The sequence below is a fragment of the Candidatus Nitronereus thalassa genome, from assembly GCF_032191465.1.
Classification (GTDB): Bacteria; Nitrospirota; Nitrospiria; order Nitrospirales; family UBA8639; genus Nitronereus; species Nitronereus thalassa.
This window is the reverse complement of sequence record NZ_JAQOUE010000001.1, coordinates 177,547-194,610: the sequence shown is the minus strand read 5'-3', so window position 1 is coordinate 194,610 and position 17,064 is coordinate 177,547. Positions and strand designations below refer to the sequence as shown.

The following is a 17,064-nucleotide window of genomic DNA, read 5'->3' as shown; positions in this document are numbered from 1 at the left end:
CCCAACTCGCATGCCCTTCAACTGAAGTAACCCCCACAATACGGCATTCTACGCACCAAGATTTGATGATTTTATGCGCGTATTGGCTTAGAGTTTTTTCTTGCCCAAAGAGTGAGACAATTAAATTCTTTCTCCCTTATAACAATTCCGATAAGTGGAAGAAGACCACGAAATGTGCAACCATGTAAAGAAAAAAAGAATTCAGGAAAGAAGAGAGGAGAGTTCCTCTTGTGGAAATCGTCGAAATTTTCGACCAACCCGATTACGATCAAGAGTCGCTACTTCTAGACCATCGGGAGCAACTGCCTGTTCGGACACCTTCGTCAATGCTCCAACACAATGCTTAAGGGCCGCTTGAGCGTTCATGAGTTGATCGCCGGATTTTTTTTGTAAGGCCAACAACAACGACTCTGACCGCCCTCCAATGGCCACGAAGGAACGCTCGTGAAAAATGGTTCCATCAAAGGCAATACGGAACAGTTCATTTTCTCCTGGCTGCTCCCCGACCTGCGCCAGCAGAATTTCCACTTCAAAGGGTTTTAATTCTTGACTAAAAATTGTTCCCAGGGTTTGAGAATAACCATTCGCAAGCGATCTTGCAGTGACATCCTCACGGCTATACATAAACCCCTTTAAATCGGCATGTTGGATACCAGCTTTTCGCAAATTTTCAAACTCGCTATATTTTCCGGCACCGGAGAACGCGATGTTGTCATAAATTTCTGAAACTTTGAATAATGAGGTGCTCGGATTGTCGGCCACGAACAACACCCCATCTTGATACTCTATGGCAATGATGGATCGGCCCTTGGCGATGCCTTTTTTGGCATACTCTGCCTTATCCTGCATCAATTGTTCGGGAGAAACATAGTAGGGAATCGACATGATCAGTCCTGTTTGGCTCTGGCCTTCGCAAGTTCCTCGCACATGGAGGCAACTCGGGGCTCTTCGACGTCCCGGACACCTGCCCTATCAATCAACTTCATCGATGGAAAAATACGACGAAAGGTATCAGGGCCACCGGTTCCCACATCTTCTTCGGCCGCACTGAACAACGCTTGCAAGGCAAGCCGAATTGCCTCTTCTTCTGGAAGGTTCCGACGATATCGCTCCTTGATCGTCACCTTGGCATCTTTACCACCAGACCCAATCGAATGATAATCGGTCTCTTCATAGCGCCCGCCGGTCACATCATATTTAAAAATCCGACCTTGACCGAGTTTTAAGTCGAATCCAACAAATAAAGGAATCACCACAAGTCCTTGCATTACCATTGGCAAATTTGCTTTGACCATTTGCCCGAGTCGATTGGCTTTACCGACGCAGGACAACTGCACGCCATCGAGTTTTTCGTAATGCTCCAATTCAATCTCAAAAAGTTTGGCCATTTCCATACAGGGCCCTGCGGCACCAGCGATCGCCATAGCCGAATGGCTATCGGTTTTGAACACTTTCTCCATGGTGCGTGCGGCGAGTTGATACCCTTCAGTCGCGCGACGATCTCCAGCAATAATCACTCCATGCTCAAATTTAATCGCCAATACTGTGGTGCCATGAGTCACCGAGGCCAGATAGCCACGCTGAACATCATCTGCTGAAAACGATGTGGGCCATGAGGCACCCCACCTTACGGCTGGAGTGAGTTCTGGGCGGGTCTGCAACAAGTGATCGAAAAAACTCGAGCATTGCAAATTGGCAGCCGGTGAGGATTTTATCCATTCCATAATTAATATTGTTTTTCGTAAATTGAATTTTGAATTCCGGAATTACTTTTCGGCATCCGCTAGTTTGGCCAACAACTCTTCCGCCGTATCCACCCCTTCCATTAATTCATTGGCCAATTCCCGCGTACCCCGACAAGGGTCCATTAAAGGAATCCGTTTGATGGTGGTATTTCCCACATCAAATAACACGGAAGTCCAACTCATGCCATACACGTGCTTCGGAAATTTTTGGAGGCAAAGGCCTCGAAAGTAGGCCCGAGACCCAGTGGGTGCATGTTGCTCCGCTCGCTGAATATCCTCATCTTGCAACAATCGTTCGATTCGGCCATTACGCTCCAAGGAATAATACAACCCTTTTCCTGGCCGGATATCGTGATATTGAAGATCCATAAGCGCCACCCGAGGATCTTTCCAACTACAATCTTTTCGATCAATATACGATTCGATCATTTGCTTCTTCGCGACCCAATCGAGCTCTCGGCCAAGGAGCATAGGATCTTTTTCTAGTGTATCTAAGACAGACTCCCAACGCACTAACACATCCTTGGTGGCCGGGCTAAGATCTCGACATGCAAAAAAATCATGTGCGGCTCGCAAAAATTCACGTTGCATGGCAATCGCCGTCGTTATTTTCCCGTTGTTCAGCTTGATATCACAGGTGACAGATAAATCCCGAGACACCTTCTTGATGGCTTCAACAGGATCATCCAGGACAATGGGAGGCAAGGCCGCCCCCTCCTCGAGCATGTGCATCACAATCGCCGTTGTCCCGACCTTCAAATAGGTGGATATTTCCGCCATGTTGGCATCACCCACAATGACATGCACCCGACGAAACCGGGAAGGGTCTCCATGAGGTTCATCGCGAGTATTCACAATGGGCCGCTTGACCATCGTGTTTAAATCTACCAAACACTCAAAAAAATCCGAGCGTTGAGAAATCTGATAATCAACAGGAATCGTTCCATTTTCCGCCCCAACTTTCCCGGCACCTGCATAAATTTGTCGGCTTACAAAAAATGGCAACAATATTTTGATAATCTGCTCAAATGGAACGGTGCGTGCTAATAAATAGTTTTCATGGTATCCGTAACTATTCCCCTTGCCATCAGAATTATTTTTGTACAGCACATACTGGGCTTCGCGGTTCTCTTGATTCATCACTGCCAAACTTTTGGCCGCAATCATTTCCCCAGCCCGCTCATAGGCCACCAGTTCACGGGGATTGCTGCACTCCGGTGTGGAATACTCGGGATGCGCGCCATCCACATACCAGCGCCCCGCGTTGGCCAAGACCTTATTTAATTGACGATTGTAATCCGGACCTGGACGTTCACGCTCTCCTTCAATTTCAAAACCACGTGCATCGAGGAGAGGATTTTCATTTTCGTAATCCCAAAGAGCCAGGGGGACAGGAAGCGAAGGATAGCAACTAATTAAGTGGAGGGAATTGGCAACGGGATCGGAAAGTGGAGCATGGCGAGCAGCAATACCAAATTCTGTTTCTGTTCCAAGGATTCTATGCAAGGGGGCCTCATTCGCACATGTACGGTTGAAATTTAAAAATAATGCCCGGCGCTTACGGTTTCTATTTCGCGGGACTCGTCCGATCCGGGGGTCAAGGTGCGCACGTGAATAATTTTCTCGCCTTTTTTCCCGGCAATGCGTGCCCAATCATCTGGATTCGTCGTATTGGGTAAATCTTCATGGGCTTTAAATTCATCACGAATGGCCCGCAAGAGATCCTCTTCTTTGATACCCTTTTCACCAGTAGAAATCGTTCGCTTGACTGCAGATTTTTTGGCGCGAGATACGACACCTTCAATCAAAGCACCACTGGAAAAATCCTTAAAATAGAGAGTCTCTTTTTCACCGTTCGCATAAGTCACTTCGAGATAGCGATTTTCTTCCGACAAGGCATACATGCTTTCCACGGTGGCATCGATCAAATGGTCGACGACTTTTTTTCGATCGCCATCATATCGGTCAACTTCCTCCTTCGCCAAAGGAAGATCACTCACCAGATATTTGGCAAAGATATCCTTGGCACCATATTTATCCGGTCGAGGAATTTTCACTTTCACATCTAACCGGCCCGGTCGCAAGACTGCAGGATCTATTAAGTCTTGGCGATTGCTTGCGCCGATCACGATAACATTTTGCAATCGTTCCACACCGTCGATCTCGGCTAAAAACTGGGGCACAATTGTCGATTCAATGTCTGAAGAAATTCCAGATCCACGCGTCCGAAAAAGAGCGTCCATTTCATCAAAGAAGACAATCACTGGATTCCCCGTGGCCGCTTTATCTCGGGCCTTGGAAAAGACTTCACGAATTTGTCTCTCGGACTCTCCAACATATTTATTCAGAAGCTCGGGACCTTTGATATGAAGAAAGTAACTGCGTACGTCTTTGCCGGAAAGATGCTGCAATTTTTTAGCGATTGAATTAGCTACAGCCTTCGCAATCATGGTTTTCCCACAACCCGGCGGCCCATAGAGCAACACACCTTTAGGTGGCGTCAATTTATGCTCGAGAAAAAGATCGGGGTGAAGAAACGGCAGTTCGACCGCATCCGTCACATGTTCGACTTCCTTGGCTAACCCTCCGACATCCTCATATCCAATGTCCGGGACTTCCTCAATCACAAGTTCTTCGATTTCCGATTTGGGGATCTTTTCAATAACATAGCCGGATCGGGCATCAAAAAGAAGATGATCCCCCACGCTCAATCGCTCATGAAGCAGGGGTTCGCCAAGCTCGACGACTCGCTCCTCATCATGATGTAACTGGACTAAAGCCCGAATATCATCAAGGCGGTCCTTTAATCGAACCACTTGACCTTGTGGATCAAACCCTCTGGCCTCAATAATATTCATCGCTTCATTCAAAATGACTTCCTGCCCCTTCTGTAGCCTCTCTACAACAATCGAGTCATGGACACTGACGCGCATCTTCCGACCCGAGATATATACATTTGCGGTTCGGTCGTCATTGAGGCTGCTAAACAAGGCATAGGCGGAAGGTGGGGCTGTCAGCTTTTCAATTTCTGCCCGAAGGGATTCAATTTGGGTTTTGGCTTCCTGGAGGGTTGTCGCGAGTTTTTCGTTTTGTTTTTGGGTTTGCTGAAGCTTGATACGGGCATCATACAGCTGACGGGTTTCACGTTCTAACGACTGCAGCTCACCCCGCAACTTCTCCAGTTCGCGATCGTAGTCTTCGTGTTTTCGAAATCCCATAAGATTTTCAACTAATCAGCATTTAAAAAAAAAGGCAAGTCTTCGTTAAGGAAGTCCACTTGGGCTTACATTATCAACCTGCACTCGTGCACTTCGAAAAGTCTGAAAAACAACTGAATTTAAAGGGAAAAATGCATAATCTTTCCCTTTCAATTGACGATTCAGAATTCTAGCACTGGCTTTAAAAAAGAAGCAACAGGGCAGCGCGTAAATTTCCCCTAGATTGGTACGCCGAGTTGCGTAGTATAATTCTTGACGGCTTCGCCAGGAGAATCTGATTGAAAAATTGAGGAAATTACCGCCACGCCATATGCGCCTGCTTTCTTCAGGGCCTCAACACGCGAGAGATCTATCCCACCAATCGCATAAATGGGTATATGACACTGAAGAGTAGCTTCTTCGAGAACTGATATCCCTAAAGATGGTCCATAAGCTCGCTTTGAAGGTGTATCATAAATCGGCCCCAAGACAACAAAGTCAGCTCCCTCTTTCTCCTGCTGAATGGCCTCCTCTATCGAATGCACTGATACACCAATCAACCGATGCTCTCCCACACATTGCCTTACTTTTTTGACGGGAAGACTAGATTCTCGAAGGTGTACTCCATGGGCGTCAGTGGCCATGGCAATATCCACCCGATCATTAATAAGGAAGGGAACCTGGTAGCGCCGACACCAAGACACAATGGTTCGCGCCCATTCTAATAAAATACGAGTTGGTAGATCTTTTTCACGAAGCTGAAGCATTATCCCTCCTAGAGGAATAAGATGCTCTAATACGGGTAGAAGGTTGGCATCAGCTACCTGAGTCCGATCGGTGACAACATATAAAGAAGGAAGGCGAGAGCTAGACATGAATGGCGAGGCCAAGGAAACGCTGACTCTAAAACCGTGATGCGTAATGCGTTAAGAATATTTAAATAATATACACATTACGCTTAACCGATCACCCTTATTCGTTTGCCTACAACATGCCTTCAATAGTGGTACTCGCCGTGGCATACAGCTTTCTAGGTATACGCCCGGCCCGAAAAGCAAGACGTCCGGCATCCACAGCATATTTCATCGCCTCGGCCATGGCAATGGGATCTTGCGCCCCCGCAATGGCGGTATTCATCAACACAGCATCTGCTCCCAACTCCATGGCCATGGCTGCATCCGAAGCCGTCCCAACTCCGGCATCAACAATCACTGGGACTTTGATGGTTTCGAGAATAATCTTTAGATTGTACGGATTTCGAATGCCCAAGCCCGAACCAATGGGAGCCGCCAGGGGCATCACGGCCGGGCACCCAATATCGACAAGTTTTTGCGCCACAATAGGATCATCATTTGTATAGGGCAAGACAATAAAACCTTCCTTAATCAGGATTTTCGCAGCCTCAATAAGACCCGTTGTATCAGGAAAGAGGGTTTTCTCATCACCAATGACTTCGAGCTTAACGAGGTCTGACACGCCGGCGGCCCTCGCAAGGCGGGCATACCTGACCGCATCGTCTACCGTATAACATCCAGCAGTATTAGGAAGAATGGTATATTTTTTCGGATCAATATAATCTAAAAGATTTTCAGAATTGCGGTCGGTGATATTCACCCTTCGAACGGCTACGGTAACTACATCAGCCCCGGACACCTCAATGGCTTTTTGTGTTTCCACAAAATCTTTATATTTCCCAGTTCCTACCCACAAACGAGAACGGAATTCACGGCCAGCAATTGTCAAACGATCATTACTCATAATATTCTCGATCTCACTTAATCAATGAAAACCATCACCCTAATGGGTGACTTGAATTTTATTAAGCATCACGCCCAGAAAAGTGATCCCAGATTATCCGCCTCCGATAAAACTCAGGATTTCGACTTGGTCTCCGGCTTGCAATAACCTGGTATCAAAACCTTGCTTATCCAAGATTTCTCTATTCACTTCAACTGCCACTTGCTCTCCACGAATTTCCAGGTGCCGCAAGAGACTAGCTACGGACATGCCTTCTTGAATTTCCCGAGATTCCCCATTTACCTGAATATTCATTCTTGCAACAATGTCAAATTCTTACATCTCAAAGGGCACCATGCAAAATGCCCAAGGTAACCACACAACATCCTACGAGACACCAGAAATGCTTGTCAATCCAAGCCAATAGAGGCAACTCCCGCTTTCAAATTCAAATAGAAGTAGCCATAGCAATTTTTCCTAGACGCAGTTTATAATTTGCCTATACATTCTTCATTTCGCCCTTTCATCCACATGTCTCAGACAAATGTCGCCATCGCCAATCTCTTTCTCACCATGGCAGAACTCTTACAAAAAGAGGGAGCCAATCCATATCGCGTTCGTGCTTACCGACGAGCCGCTGCAACAGTGAATGATTGCCAAGAAGATATTGCCGTCATCGCTCAACGAGGAGATTTGGATTCCTTGCCAGGTATTGGAAAGGACCTAGGCGCCAAAATTCGAGAATATCTGGATACCGGAACCATTCAAGCCTATATGGACCTTCACACTCCTCTACCTGATTTCACCAAACAATGGCTGCACCTTCCCGGGTTTTCAGAACCCATTGTCAATGACTTATACTTTCGCTTGGGAATTCGCTCACTCGATGATCTTGAAACTTTGGCCTCTTCCCACTTATTACGAACGCGCCCTGGCGTTACCGCCTCTACGGAGGAACTGCTCAGTGCTATTCGCGCCCTACGGAAGCAATCCAAGACTAATTGACCCTCCAGGGAGGTCTTTGTTAGGTTTGAGTTTGATTTAATGATTCTTGGAAATGTTTAGGCCGGCGACAGAAAAGGATGAAGAACGTATGGCAATTTCAGCATTTGTTTTTGTTGATGTGATTGGGGATCATACGAAAAGTGCATTTAAAACGATTACTCGCCTTCCAGGAGTAAAAAACTTGTATTCGGTCACTGGCCCTTATGACCTCATTGTGGATATCGAAGCGGATACCTTAGAGGAATTAGATGAGTCGGTATTGTCACAAATCCGAAGTGTCGATGGCGTCCGAAAAACCACGACCTCAGTCATCTTAAAACGTTAAGAACAATCTGCCTAAAGCGACCGTAATTCTTTAAAGACTTTCCACGTTTTCAACAATTCTATCGCCTTTTGAAGTTGCACATCTTTTTTCATAAACTCCGCTTCTCTTTCCTCTAAACTCTTTTTGTCTTCTTCGGTAGCTTGGGCATCACCATTTCCTTTCGGTGTAGAGACAGCCGCCGCATCATCCCCGGGTTTTCCTGGCGTAGAAGGAGGGGTTTGCGCCACCGTAATTGGTTTAGGTTCCACCTCGATATCTGGCTTCACACCAACATTATGGATGGACTCCCCACGAGGGGTATAATATTTGGCGGTGGTTAATCGGAGTCCGGAACCGTCAGAGAGAGGAAGAATCGTCTGCACGGAACCTTTCCCAAAAGTGGTTTTTCCGATTATCACAGCCTTTCCCCAATCTTGCATGGCGGCCGCCACGATTTCCGAAGCACTCGCGGATCCTTGATTCACCAAAATGATCATTGGATATTCATAATGGTCGGATTGTAGCCGAGCACGATATTCATCCTTACGTCCATCTCGACCCTTAATCGATACAACCAATTTATCTGACTCAAGGAATTGCTCGGACACACCCACCGCGGCCGACAATAATCCTCCAGGATTATTTCTCAAATCCAAAATCAGGCCCTGAATGTTTTTCTCTTTCAACTCGTTCAGCTTGCCATTTAAATCGTCCGCCGTGGCTTCTTGGAATTGGGAAATACGCACATAACCAATTCGCTCTTCCAGCACCCTGGACCGCACACTTTGAATTTTAATCGTGTCTCGAATCAGGGTGAATTGCAGAGGCGCCGTCGTCCCTTCGCGCTCAACCGTCAAGGTGACTTTGGTGCCTTTATGTCCTCGCATTTTTTGGACGGCTTCCATCAAGGTCAGATCCTTGGTCGGAGTGTCATCCACTTTGGTTATGACATCCCCAGATTCGATGCCTGCGGAAAAAGCGGGGGTATCTTCAATCGGGGCAATCACAGTAATCCGATGATTCTTCACACCGATTTGAATCCCCAATCCCCCAAACTCGCCACGAGTTTCTACTTGCATTTCCTTGTACATGTCAGGCGTCATATAGGAGGAATGCGGATCCAAAGTTGCTAACATTCCACGGACAGCCCCATGGACCAAGTCTTTTGTGGGAGTTTCCTCCACATAGTGTTTTTTGACTTGCGTCAACACTTCAGCGAAGGCTTTCAGTTCTTCATACGATTCGCTAGCATGGCCGGTCTTTTCCCAACCTTTTCCGATTACCACACCCAAGACCAGCGTTGCCGTCACGACGAAACCTATCAACCAAACTTTCGAGAACCGTCCATTTCCCATCATATTCACTTCCTATTGGTTTAAAATGACCGACTAACGCTGAACCAACCACTGCTGTGGATCCACAGGTTGGGTTCCCTTGCGCAATTCAAAGTATAAGATAGTTTTGTCCGTGAGACCAGATGCTCCAGCATGTCCAATCTCTTCGCCACTGACCACATCATCGCCCTGCGCCACCAGGAGCTTTGAAGCATGAGCATAAAAAGAAAAAAATCCATTGTCATGATCCAAAATAACAACCAACCCATACCCTTTTAGCCAATCAGCATAGACGACATTTCCCCCAAACACGGCCTTTATGGCGCTTCCTTCTTGCGTTTCAATTTCAATTCCTTTTTTGTTGATAAAGGTATTAAAGATAGGATGCTTCTGCCGACCAAACGACGCGACCACTTGGCCATCCGCCGGCCATAACAATCCACCTTTCTTCAACATACTGACTGCCTGCTTGGTTTTCCCCGTATCATCCTTCTTGCTACTTTTGAGCAAATTATCAAGCAAGGTCTCTTTACGTTCTTCCGCACGCTGCAGGGTTGAGAGAGTTTTCTCATGAGTTCTGGTCTGGCGATCAAGACTGGCCAACACGACTTGTTTTTTTCCTTTGATACCTTTCATCACTTGGAGATTTTTTTCGGTGCGCTGCTTATTGCGAAGTAGCGTTTGACGCACCCGGGCCTGTTGTTCCTTTAGCTTCGCAAACTGCTCCATATCAGCTTGATATCGTGACAACAATTCTTGTTCCCAGTTGGCCATTGAAGACAGATAGGTTAGGCGACGTTGAAATTGCGAGTAGGAGTTCGAAGATAATAAGGGGCGAAACCATGCTCCCTGTCCTTCCATGTATATCCGACGCAATCGGGTTTTCACAGCCTTGGATCGTTGCTCTAAACTGGCCTCTAGTTGGCTGGCTTTTTGGTCCAACTTTTCCAATTCCCGGTCGGTCTTTCGAATTTCACGGCTAATGACACCATACTCTTTCCGCTTTTCATGCAACTCCCGGTCAAGATTCTCAATGGACTGAAGCACTGTATCATGTTGTCGTTGAGTTTGCTCATGCTGTTTTCTGGTTTCGTTGATTTCCTGCTTTAGCTGTTCCAGGTTACTACGCTCTCGTAGAATTTTCTCTTTGAGCGAAGCCTTTTCCGCCCATACAAACGCAGGATCATTTCCTACCCACACACAACACAGAGTCAGGCTGATGAGAAAAATTACACTAGGCCGCATTATTTCGGACTTTCATTAATCCAAATACCGACAACAAACTACTTCCACATCCTAACAGCATCCCAGCTAAAATTAAAAAAAGAGACGTTTGATGGGGGAAAAAGGTCAATACAGATTCCAGTCCACTAAACCATCCCGAAGCATTCAATTCAAAGCGGAAAAATTCAAAGACTCCTTTAAGTAGCCCTAACGCTAATACTCCGCCACACATGCCCAAAATGGCTCCTTCGATCACATAGGGCGTGGCAATAAAGGCCCCAGTTGCCCCGATGAGCCGTAATATTTCAATTTCCTCTTTTCGGGAATAAAAGGACAATCGCACAGTGTTCGCAATAATGGTAATTGTGGCAACCGCAAGGATCACGCCGATAATAATTGCCCCAAACTCAAAGTAACTGACGAATAAGGCCAGCGTATCAATCCAATCCTGACTATAGCGAACTTGGTCAACGCCAGGAAATTGTTTTACTCGTTCCGCAAACGCTTCGATAGAGTCGGCCTCCTGAAACCGTGGAGTAACCTGAATCACAAATGAAGCCGGAAGGGGATTTTCTTCCATCCCATCCAACAATCGCGATTCGTCAGGAAATTGCCGTTGGAATTCCTTCAACGCCTCTTCTTTTGACACGAAGGACAACTCACTGACTGCCTGTTCGCTATCCAACCGTTGACGAATCCCCTCCACGATCTTGGATGGGGCGTCAGGCTGAACATAGGCCACCACCTCAACATCCTGTTGAAGCGTCCCTGCGAGTTGCTTCAAATTTCCATAGAGCAACGCGAAGACACCGAAACAAGAAATAGTAAACGCGGTTGTGATGATACCAATGGACACACTCGTCCGGTTCAGGTGAAGATTCACAAAGGCTTCTTGAATAAGATAGAGAGGCCGCCTCATCCGCCTGGGCCTTTATCAGACACGAGCCGACCAGCCTGTAAATGCAAGACCCGCCCATTCATGTTTTCCACCACACTCTGATTATGGGTGGCTAACAGCACCGTGGTTCCTCTGGCATTAATGATTTTAAACAATTCCACAATCTCCGCAGTCAGTGCCGTATCTAAATTTCCCGTGGGTTCATCAGCTAATAAGATTATCGGATTATTGACAATCGCTCGTGCAATACATACCCGCTGCTGTTCCCCGGCCGACAAAACCCCGGTTTGACTTTTATGCTTGTGTCCCATCCCCACTGCCTTGATGGCCTCACCGACTTTTCGCTTGGATTCCGACCGCGCGACACCTTGAATAATAAGAGGGAGCGCCACATTCTCAAAGACGGTTTTCTTGGGCAGCAATTTGAAGTTCTGCAAGACAAATCCCATGGTTCGACGCAAATAGGGAATATCCCCCTCTCGCATTCTGGCCACATTGCGATTTTGAACCAGAATCTGACCCTCATCAGGAATTTCTGCTCCAAAAATTAATTTTAAGAGAGTGGTTTTTCCCGCTCCGCTGGGACCGGTAAGTAACACACACTCACCCTTTTCGATTCGCAACGACACATCCTGAAGTGCGGTGCAACGCTCATAAAATTTCGACACGTGGAACAGTTGAATCATCAGGGTGGTGTGCGACCTCATCCATCTTGCGTTTATTGCCGCTGCACTGCTTCTGGCCTGTTTTGTAAAAATTCCTTCCCTACCAACTTCGAGCCAAGGACATTTCGTCGAACCACTTCCAGAGCCAGAGTGAATCTCACTCAAGCGGTCGATTGGCTACCAGCGTCCGTCATTCCCTTCAAGTTCGAAGGCATTTGCCAGATGCTCCAAATGACCGACCTGTTTGTCGTCGCACTGATACAAAATGACATCAAACCTAGATAGTCGTTGAGATAACTCATGCTGAGAGAGGTATTGTGCCGCAAGATTGATCAAACGTTTCTGCTTTTGAGACGTAACAGAATACTTGGCTCCCCCAAATTGCGCCGTGCGCCTGGCCTTCACTTCCACAAAAACAATGGTGTCCTGGTGCTGCGCAACAAGATCCAACTCCCCATTGGACAATCGAACATTACGTCCTAAAATTCGATATCCCAATTGACGAAGATATTGCTCAGCAGCGACTTCGGCGTCCTTGCCAAAGACCTGAGAATTGGACGTCACACATCCTCCTGATGCGATTGAAGTAATGTTTTGATTGGCTGAAAACTCCGCCGGTGGACTGGACTTGGTCCAAACTCTTGAATTAACCGAAGATGCGTTGGGGTCGGATAGCCTTTATGGATATGAAATTGGTAATTCGGATATTGATGATGATAGTCCTCCATCAACCGATCACGATACACTTTTGCAAGGATGGAGGCCGCGGCGATTGAAAGAGATAATTGGTCCCCCTTCACCACCGCTCGTTGAGGAATAGATTCTCCCGGTAAGGTGGTGGCATCAATAAGCAAAAAGTCCGGGGATAGGGGAAGTTGTTCAAGTGCGCGCCTCCAAGCCAGTCGAGTGGCTCCGAGAATATTGTGGTGATCAATTTCCAGCTCTGTAGCAATTCCTATGGCCCAAGCAATGGCTTGCTGTGCAATTTCGAAAAACAATACCTCACGCTTTTCAGGATTGACTTCCTTAGAATCATTCAACCCCTCTAAAGCAAATCGCCGCGGAAGAATAACTGCCGCGCCCACCACTGGACCGGCAAGAGGTCCTCGTCCGGCCTCATCCAACCCTGCCACTCGTCGGTAACCACAGGCCCGAGCTTCTTCTTCAAACAACAGGGTGGGGCTATCCTGGCCCCAGGCAACTGACTCTTGTTCCACGGGGAGCCCCTCACAACCCATTGAACACCTTGCAGATTAGTCCGAGGATGTCGTCTCTGTTGCTGGTTCTTTTAGAGGAGTCGACTCAGCCACTGTAGCGGTCGGAGTCACTTTCTTAATCCGAGAATATTCCCGCTCAGCGACCTTGGCATATTTTCCTATTTTATCGCGAAGGTAATAAAGTTTTGCGCGTCGAACCTTTCCTTTTCGGATCACCTCCACCTTCGCAATATTCGGAGAATTGACAGGGAACACGCGTTCCACCCCCACACTATAAGAAATCTTTCTTACCGTGAAGGTCTCGCTCACTTTTTTCCCTTTGCGAGCAATGACCAGACCTTCAAACACCTGGACCCGCTCTTTTTCTCCCTCAATGACCTTGACATGCACCCGAACGGTATCGCCAATCTCAAAATCCGGCAGGGTGTTTGTTGGAAACGTCTGCTCAAGTCGCTGCAACCGATTCATGATCTTATTCCTCCCAGTCACTCACTGATTAAACTTGTTCACATTCTTGAGATATTTCTCTTAATAATCGTCGATCTTCTTCTGTTAAGCATTCATCATGCAAAACATCGGGACGTTTCCAGTAGGTATTGCGCAAAGATTCTTTTCGCCGCCAAAGACGAATGGCCGCATGATTGCCGGACAACAACACATCGGGTACCCCATACCCACGAACTCCTTCGGGCCGAGTATAATGGGGATAATCAAGCAATACATCCGCAAAAGAATCTTGTTCCACCGATCCGGGATCTCCCACCACTCCAGGAACCAACCGAGCAGCCGCATCAATCATGACCATGGCTGGTAATTCTCCACCTGTCAGCACGTAATCTCCAATGGAAATTTCCTCAGGTTCCAATCGAGTCAGCACCCGCTCATCAATACCCTCATAATGGCCACAGATCCAGACCAGCCGCCTCGATTCACGACTCAAGTCCATCGCCAATTGATGCGAAAAGGGAATGCCTTGTGGCGAAGGAAAGATCAAGCGCAACTCTTGTCCCTCATCCTGTAACGCATCAATCGCACGAAAAATTGGTTCGGCCTTCATGACCATTCCACACCCACCCCCATAAGGGGCATCATCCGCAATGCGATGCCGATCTTTTATATAGTCCCGAATATTATGGGATCGGATGCAGACCCGACCACTTTCTTGGGCACGCTTCAACATACTCTGAGCCGCAATACCTTCAATCAACTCCGGGAATAAGGTAAGAACGTCACACTGCATAATCACCAGACCATTCTTCTTTTGGAAATACGATCATCTCTTGGCCGGGAATATCAACTTTCTGAATCCATTTTTTAAACGCCGGCAAAAGTAGCTCCCCATCCTGCCCCCGTATGACGAATAAGTGCTGAGCCGGAGTTTCAATCACTTCCTCCAGCACTCCCAAAACCTTCCCAGATTCCTCTTTGACCGTGAGGCCGATCAATTCGAATTGATAATGGTGTCCTTCAGGTGCTGGAGGAACCGTATTTAGGGGAACTTTTAACCATGCCCCTCGAAAGGCAGCCACTTCCTCAGGCGAAGAAAATGCCTGAAACCGAAACAAGTAGGACCGCCCATCGGAATGAACATCGCTGACTTTGGTGACCAAAGATTCTCCCGATGCTGTTTCAATCCTCACTTCGTCCAAGTTTTCCAATCGCCCAGGCACATCGGTAAGAGAGAGCACACGAACCTGCCCTCGAACACCAAAAGGCTTCACGATCTTCCCGATAGTCACGAATTCTGTTTCAGGCATCACATCACCATCTACAATATAGTGGGATTCCATGAATTCCGTGTAGGTTGGGTTGCCTCCTTATCATAAGGGACTCCCAACATTGTGGGAAGGAAAACCTAAACGAACGGAAGGATGCTATGATTTTTTTCGAGAATCTTCAAAAGTCTTCCAAATACCAGACCGTCGTAATAGCGTACGAACTGTGACAGAGGGTTGGGCCCCTTTTTGCAGCCAATCCAATACCCGTTCTGACTTTAATTCAGTCACTGTTGGCTCTTTTAAAGGGTCATGAGTCCCAAGGACTTCAAGAGCCCGTCCATCCCGTCGCATTCTCGAATCAACAGCCACGACTCTATAAAATGGCCGCTTGTGTCTCCCCACCCGACTTAACCGTAAATGAACCGCCACGCGCTGACTCCTCCTTCAATGTATAAATGTAGACAATTCTTCACAAAAGGTGATCATTATACTCTAAATGAAATGAAAAAATATACTCAAGGAGAGTGAAGGGCTCGAATAAGTTTTCCCCGCCTTTTCAACTTCCCCAGCTTTCCGGGTTTGCCCTTCCCCCCGACCAAGGATTTCATCATGGTCCTAGCGCCTAAAAATTGCTTGATCAGCCGGTTAATCTCCTGTACCGACGTACCACTGCCTTTAGCGATGCGCTTCTTTCGGCTCCCATTGATAATCGTATGATCCCTTCGCTCTTTGGGGGTCATGGAATCAATGATAGCCACCACCCGGCTCATTTCTTTTTCCGGCAACCCTTGGTTTGAGGCCCCACTGACCATGGCCTTCAGCTTCTCCCCCCCAGGGAGCATGCCCATGATTTGCTCCATGGACCCAAGTTTATTGACCTGCTTGATTTGATCCCGAAAATCCTCCAGGGTCAAGGTATTGCTCGTCATCTTGCGCTGAAGGGACTCGGCTTCCTCCTTGGAAATTGCATCCTGGGCTTTTTCAATGAGGGACAATACGTCACCCATCCCCAAAATACGGGAGGCCATGCGATCAGGATGAAAGGGTTCCAAGGCATCGGATTTCTCCCCGACACCAAGGTATTTAATGGGCTTTCCCGTGGCGGCACGAATGGAAAGAACCGCCCCACCTCGGGCATCTCCCTCGATTTTCGTCAAAATCACCCCGGTGATCCCGACCTGCTGGTCAAACTGCTCGGCCACGTTTACGGCTTCCTGCCCAGTCATGGAGTCCGCAACCAAAAGGATTTCCTGCGGCATGACGGCGGCCTTTATATCCACCAACTCCTGCATTAAATCTTGATCAACTTGTAAACGGCCGCCAGTGTCCAACACCACCACGTCATAGCCATGTTCGCGACCTCGGGCAACGCCCTCTTTACAGAACTGAGTCACCTGCGCCCGGCCGGATAATACTTGGTCGGCACGGTGGACCGGAATGTCTAAGTCCGAGCCAAGAGAGGCTAATTGATCTGCTGCCGCGGGACGCCTAGGGTCAGCCGCAATCATCAAAACTCGTTTACTCTGTTTTTTGAATTGATAGGCCAGCTTCCCGCAGCTCGTGGTTTTACCTGCACCTTGCAACCCCACCATCATCACCACGGTAGGTGGCTGTGAGGAGAGGGACAGGCCTGCATGCTCGGACCCCATCAGGTCCCGCAATTCTTCCCAGACCACTTTGACGACTTGTTGGCCTGGATTCAGGCTTTCTAGGATTTCTTTGCCCACCGCCTTTTCTTGAACGCGGGCAATGAAGTCCTTGACGATCTTGAAATTGACATCTGCCTCTAAGAGGGCGAGACGAACTTCCTTTAGTGCCTCGGTGACATCCTGCTCACGCAAGACACCTGGCCCTCTGATCTTTTTGAGGACAGAATCAATTTTTTCGGTGAGTGCGGAAAACATGAATCGAGGCTCCTAACCATACGAAAAATTTGGAAAATTTCGCTGAAGTCTAGACAACCACCTAACACTCTGTCAAGGTTTCACTTAGGGGATTCCTTCCTTGACTTAAAGCCTAT

At 47.6% G+C, this 17,064-nt stretch carries 20 protein-coding genes; 2 read left to right on the top strand and 18 right to left on the bottom strand.

The genetic code is table 11. The features are described 5' to 3' along the window. Window positions 1-201: 201 nt before the first annotated feature. The 7 genes from prcA to thiS form a co-directional block, all read right to left on the bottom strand. On the bottom strand, window positions 202-885 hold the full coding sequence (gene prcA / locus PPG34_RS01065) for a proteasome subunit alpha (RefSeq protein ID WP_313831276.1): 684 nt from the start codon (window positions 883-885) through the stop codon (window positions 202-204). A 2-nt stretch (window positions 886-887) separates the two neighbouring features. After that, the gene (gene prcB / locus PPG34_RS01060; RefSeq protein WP_313831275.1) at window positions 888-1,724 is read right to left on the bottom strand and encodes a proteasome subunit beta; all 837 of its coding nucleotides are present in this window, start codon (window positions 1,722-1,724) and stop codon (window positions 888-890) included. A 42-nt stretch (window positions 1,725-1,766) separates the two neighbouring features. Next, on the bottom strand, window positions 1,767-3,251 hold the full coding sequence (gene dop / locus PPG34_RS01055; protein WP_313831274.1) for a depupylase/deamidase Dop: 1,485 nt from the start codon (window positions 3,249-3,251) through the stop codon (window positions 1,767-1,769). 32 nt (window positions 3,252-3,283) lie between these two features. Further along, entirely contained in the window at window positions 3,284-4,963 is a 1,680-nt protein-coding gene (gene arc / locus PPG34_RS01050; RefSeq protein WP_313831273.1) for a proteasome ATPase, read from the bottom strand. Window positions 4,964-5,181: 218 nt separating this feature from the next. Further along, window positions 5,182-5,817 carry a thiamine phosphate synthase gene (gene thiE, locus PPG34_RS01045; protein WP_313831272.1) on the bottom strand — a complete coding sequence of 212 codons (636 nt, stop codon included), beginning with the start codon at window positions 5,815-5,817 and terminating at the stop codon, window positions 5,182-5,184. Between the two features lie 109 nt (window positions 5,818-5,926). Beyond that, entirely contained in the window at window positions 5,927-6,700 is a 774-nt protein-coding gene (locus tag PPG34_RS01040; RefSeq protein WP_313831271.1) for a thiazole synthase, read from the bottom strand. Window positions 6,701-6,793: 93 nt separating this feature from the next. Continuing rightward, on the bottom strand, window positions 6,794-6,994 hold the full coding sequence (gene thiS / locus PPG34_RS01035; protein ID WP_313831270.1) for a sulfur carrier protein ThiS: 201 nt from the start codon (window positions 6,992-6,994) through the stop codon (window positions 6,794-6,796). A gap of 216 nt (window positions 6,995-7,210) precedes the next feature. On the opposite strand from thiS, the gene PPG34_RS01030 reads away from it, so the two are divergent. Next, a complete protein-coding gene (locus PPG34_RS01030; RefSeq protein WP_313831269.1) occupies window positions 7,211-7,684 on the top strand; it encodes a histidinol-phosphatase in 474 nt (157 codons plus the stop codon). 88 nt (window positions 7,685-7,772) lie between these two features. Beyond that, complete coding sequence (locus tag PPG34_RS01025) at window positions 7,773-8,009, top strand: Lrp/AsnC family transcriptional regulator (RefSeq protein WP_313831268.1); 237 nt, start codon at window positions 7,773-7,775, stop codon at window positions 8,007-8,009. 11 nt (window positions 8,010-8,020) lie between these two features. Here the strand turns inward: PPG34_RS01025 and PPG34_RS01020 are convergent, their stop codons facing one another. From PPG34_RS01020 to ffh, 11 genes are all read right to left on the bottom strand, one after another. Next, complete coding sequence (locus PPG34_RS01020) at window positions 8,021-9,346, bottom strand: S41 family peptidase (protein ID WP_313831267.1); 1,326 nt, start codon at window positions 9,344-9,346, stop codon at window positions 8,021-8,023. A 30-nt stretch (window positions 9,347-9,376) separates the two neighbouring features. Further along, the gene (locus PPG34_RS01015) at window positions 9,377-10,567 is read right to left on the bottom strand and encodes a murein hydrolase activator EnvC family protein (RefSeq protein ID WP_313831266.1); all 1,191 of its coding nucleotides are present in this window, start codon (window positions 10,565-10,567) and stop codon (window positions 9,377-9,379) included. Beyond that, complete coding sequence (locus tag PPG34_RS01010) at window positions 10,557-11,465, bottom strand: cell division protein FtsX (protein ID WP_313831265.1); 909 nt, start codon at window positions 11,463-11,465, stop codon at window positions 10,557-10,559. The genes PPG34_RS01015 and PPG34_RS01010 overlap by 11 nt, the downstream gene beginning before the upstream one ends. Continuing rightward, complete coding sequence (gene ftsE, locus PPG34_RS01005) at window positions 11,462-12,130, bottom strand: cell division ATP-binding protein FtsE (RefSeq protein ID WP_420888074.1); 669 nt, start codon at window positions 12,128-12,130, stop codon at window positions 11,462-11,464. The genes PPG34_RS01010 and ftsE overlap by 4 nt, the downstream gene beginning before the upstream one ends. Before the next feature lie 156 nt (window positions 12,131-12,286). Further along, window positions 12,287-12,673: a YraN family protein gene (locus tag PPG34_RS01000; protein ID WP_313831263.1), complete on the bottom strand. Its 387-nt coding sequence runs from the start codon at window positions 12,671-12,673 to the stop codon at window positions 12,287-12,289. Then, window positions 12,670-13,326 carry a ribonuclease HII gene (locus PPG34_RS00995; RefSeq protein WP_313831262.1) on the bottom strand — a complete coding sequence of 219 codons (657 nt, stop codon included), beginning with the start codon at window positions 13,324-13,326 and terminating at the stop codon, window positions 12,670-12,672. Before PPG34_RS00995 ends, PPG34_RS01000 begins: the two co-directional genes overlap by 4 nt. A 36-nt stretch (window positions 13,327-13,362) precedes the next feature. Then, window positions 13,363-13,794 carry a 50S ribosomal protein L19 gene (gene rplS, locus PPG34_RS00990; protein WP_313831261.1) on the bottom strand — a complete coding sequence of 144 codons (432 nt, stop codon included), beginning with the start codon at window positions 13,792-13,794 and terminating at the stop codon, window positions 13,363-13,365. Window positions 13,795-13,822: 28 nt separating this feature from the next. Further along, on the bottom strand, window positions 13,823-14,569 hold the full coding sequence (trmD, locus tag PPG34_RS00985) for a tRNA (guanosine(37)-N1)-methyltransferase TrmD (RefSeq protein WP_420888073.1): 747 nt from the start codon (window positions 14,567-14,569) through the stop codon (window positions 13,823-13,825). Continuing rightward, window positions 14,556-15,116, bottom strand: a complete 561-nt coding sequence (gene rimM, locus PPG34_RS00980; protein ID WP_313831259.1) for a ribosome maturation factor RimM — start codon at window positions 15,114-15,116, stop codon at window positions 14,556-14,558. Before rimM ends, trmD begins: the two co-directional genes overlap by 14 nt. 84 nt (window positions 15,117-15,200) lie before the next feature. Then, the gene (gene rpsP / locus PPG34_RS00975) at window positions 15,201-15,473 is read right to left on the bottom strand and encodes a 30S ribosomal protein S16 (RefSeq protein WP_313831258.1); all 273 of its coding nucleotides are present in this window, start codon (window positions 15,471-15,473) and stop codon (window positions 15,201-15,203) included. A gap of 86 nt (window positions 15,474-15,559) precedes the next feature. Continuing rightward, window positions 15,560-16,948, bottom strand: coding sequence for a signal recognition particle protein (gene ffh, locus PPG34_RS00970; RefSeq protein ID WP_313831257.1), 1,389 nt, complete (start codon window positions 16,946-16,948; stop codon window positions 15,560-15,562). Window positions 16,949-17,064 lie beyond the last annotated feature (116 nt).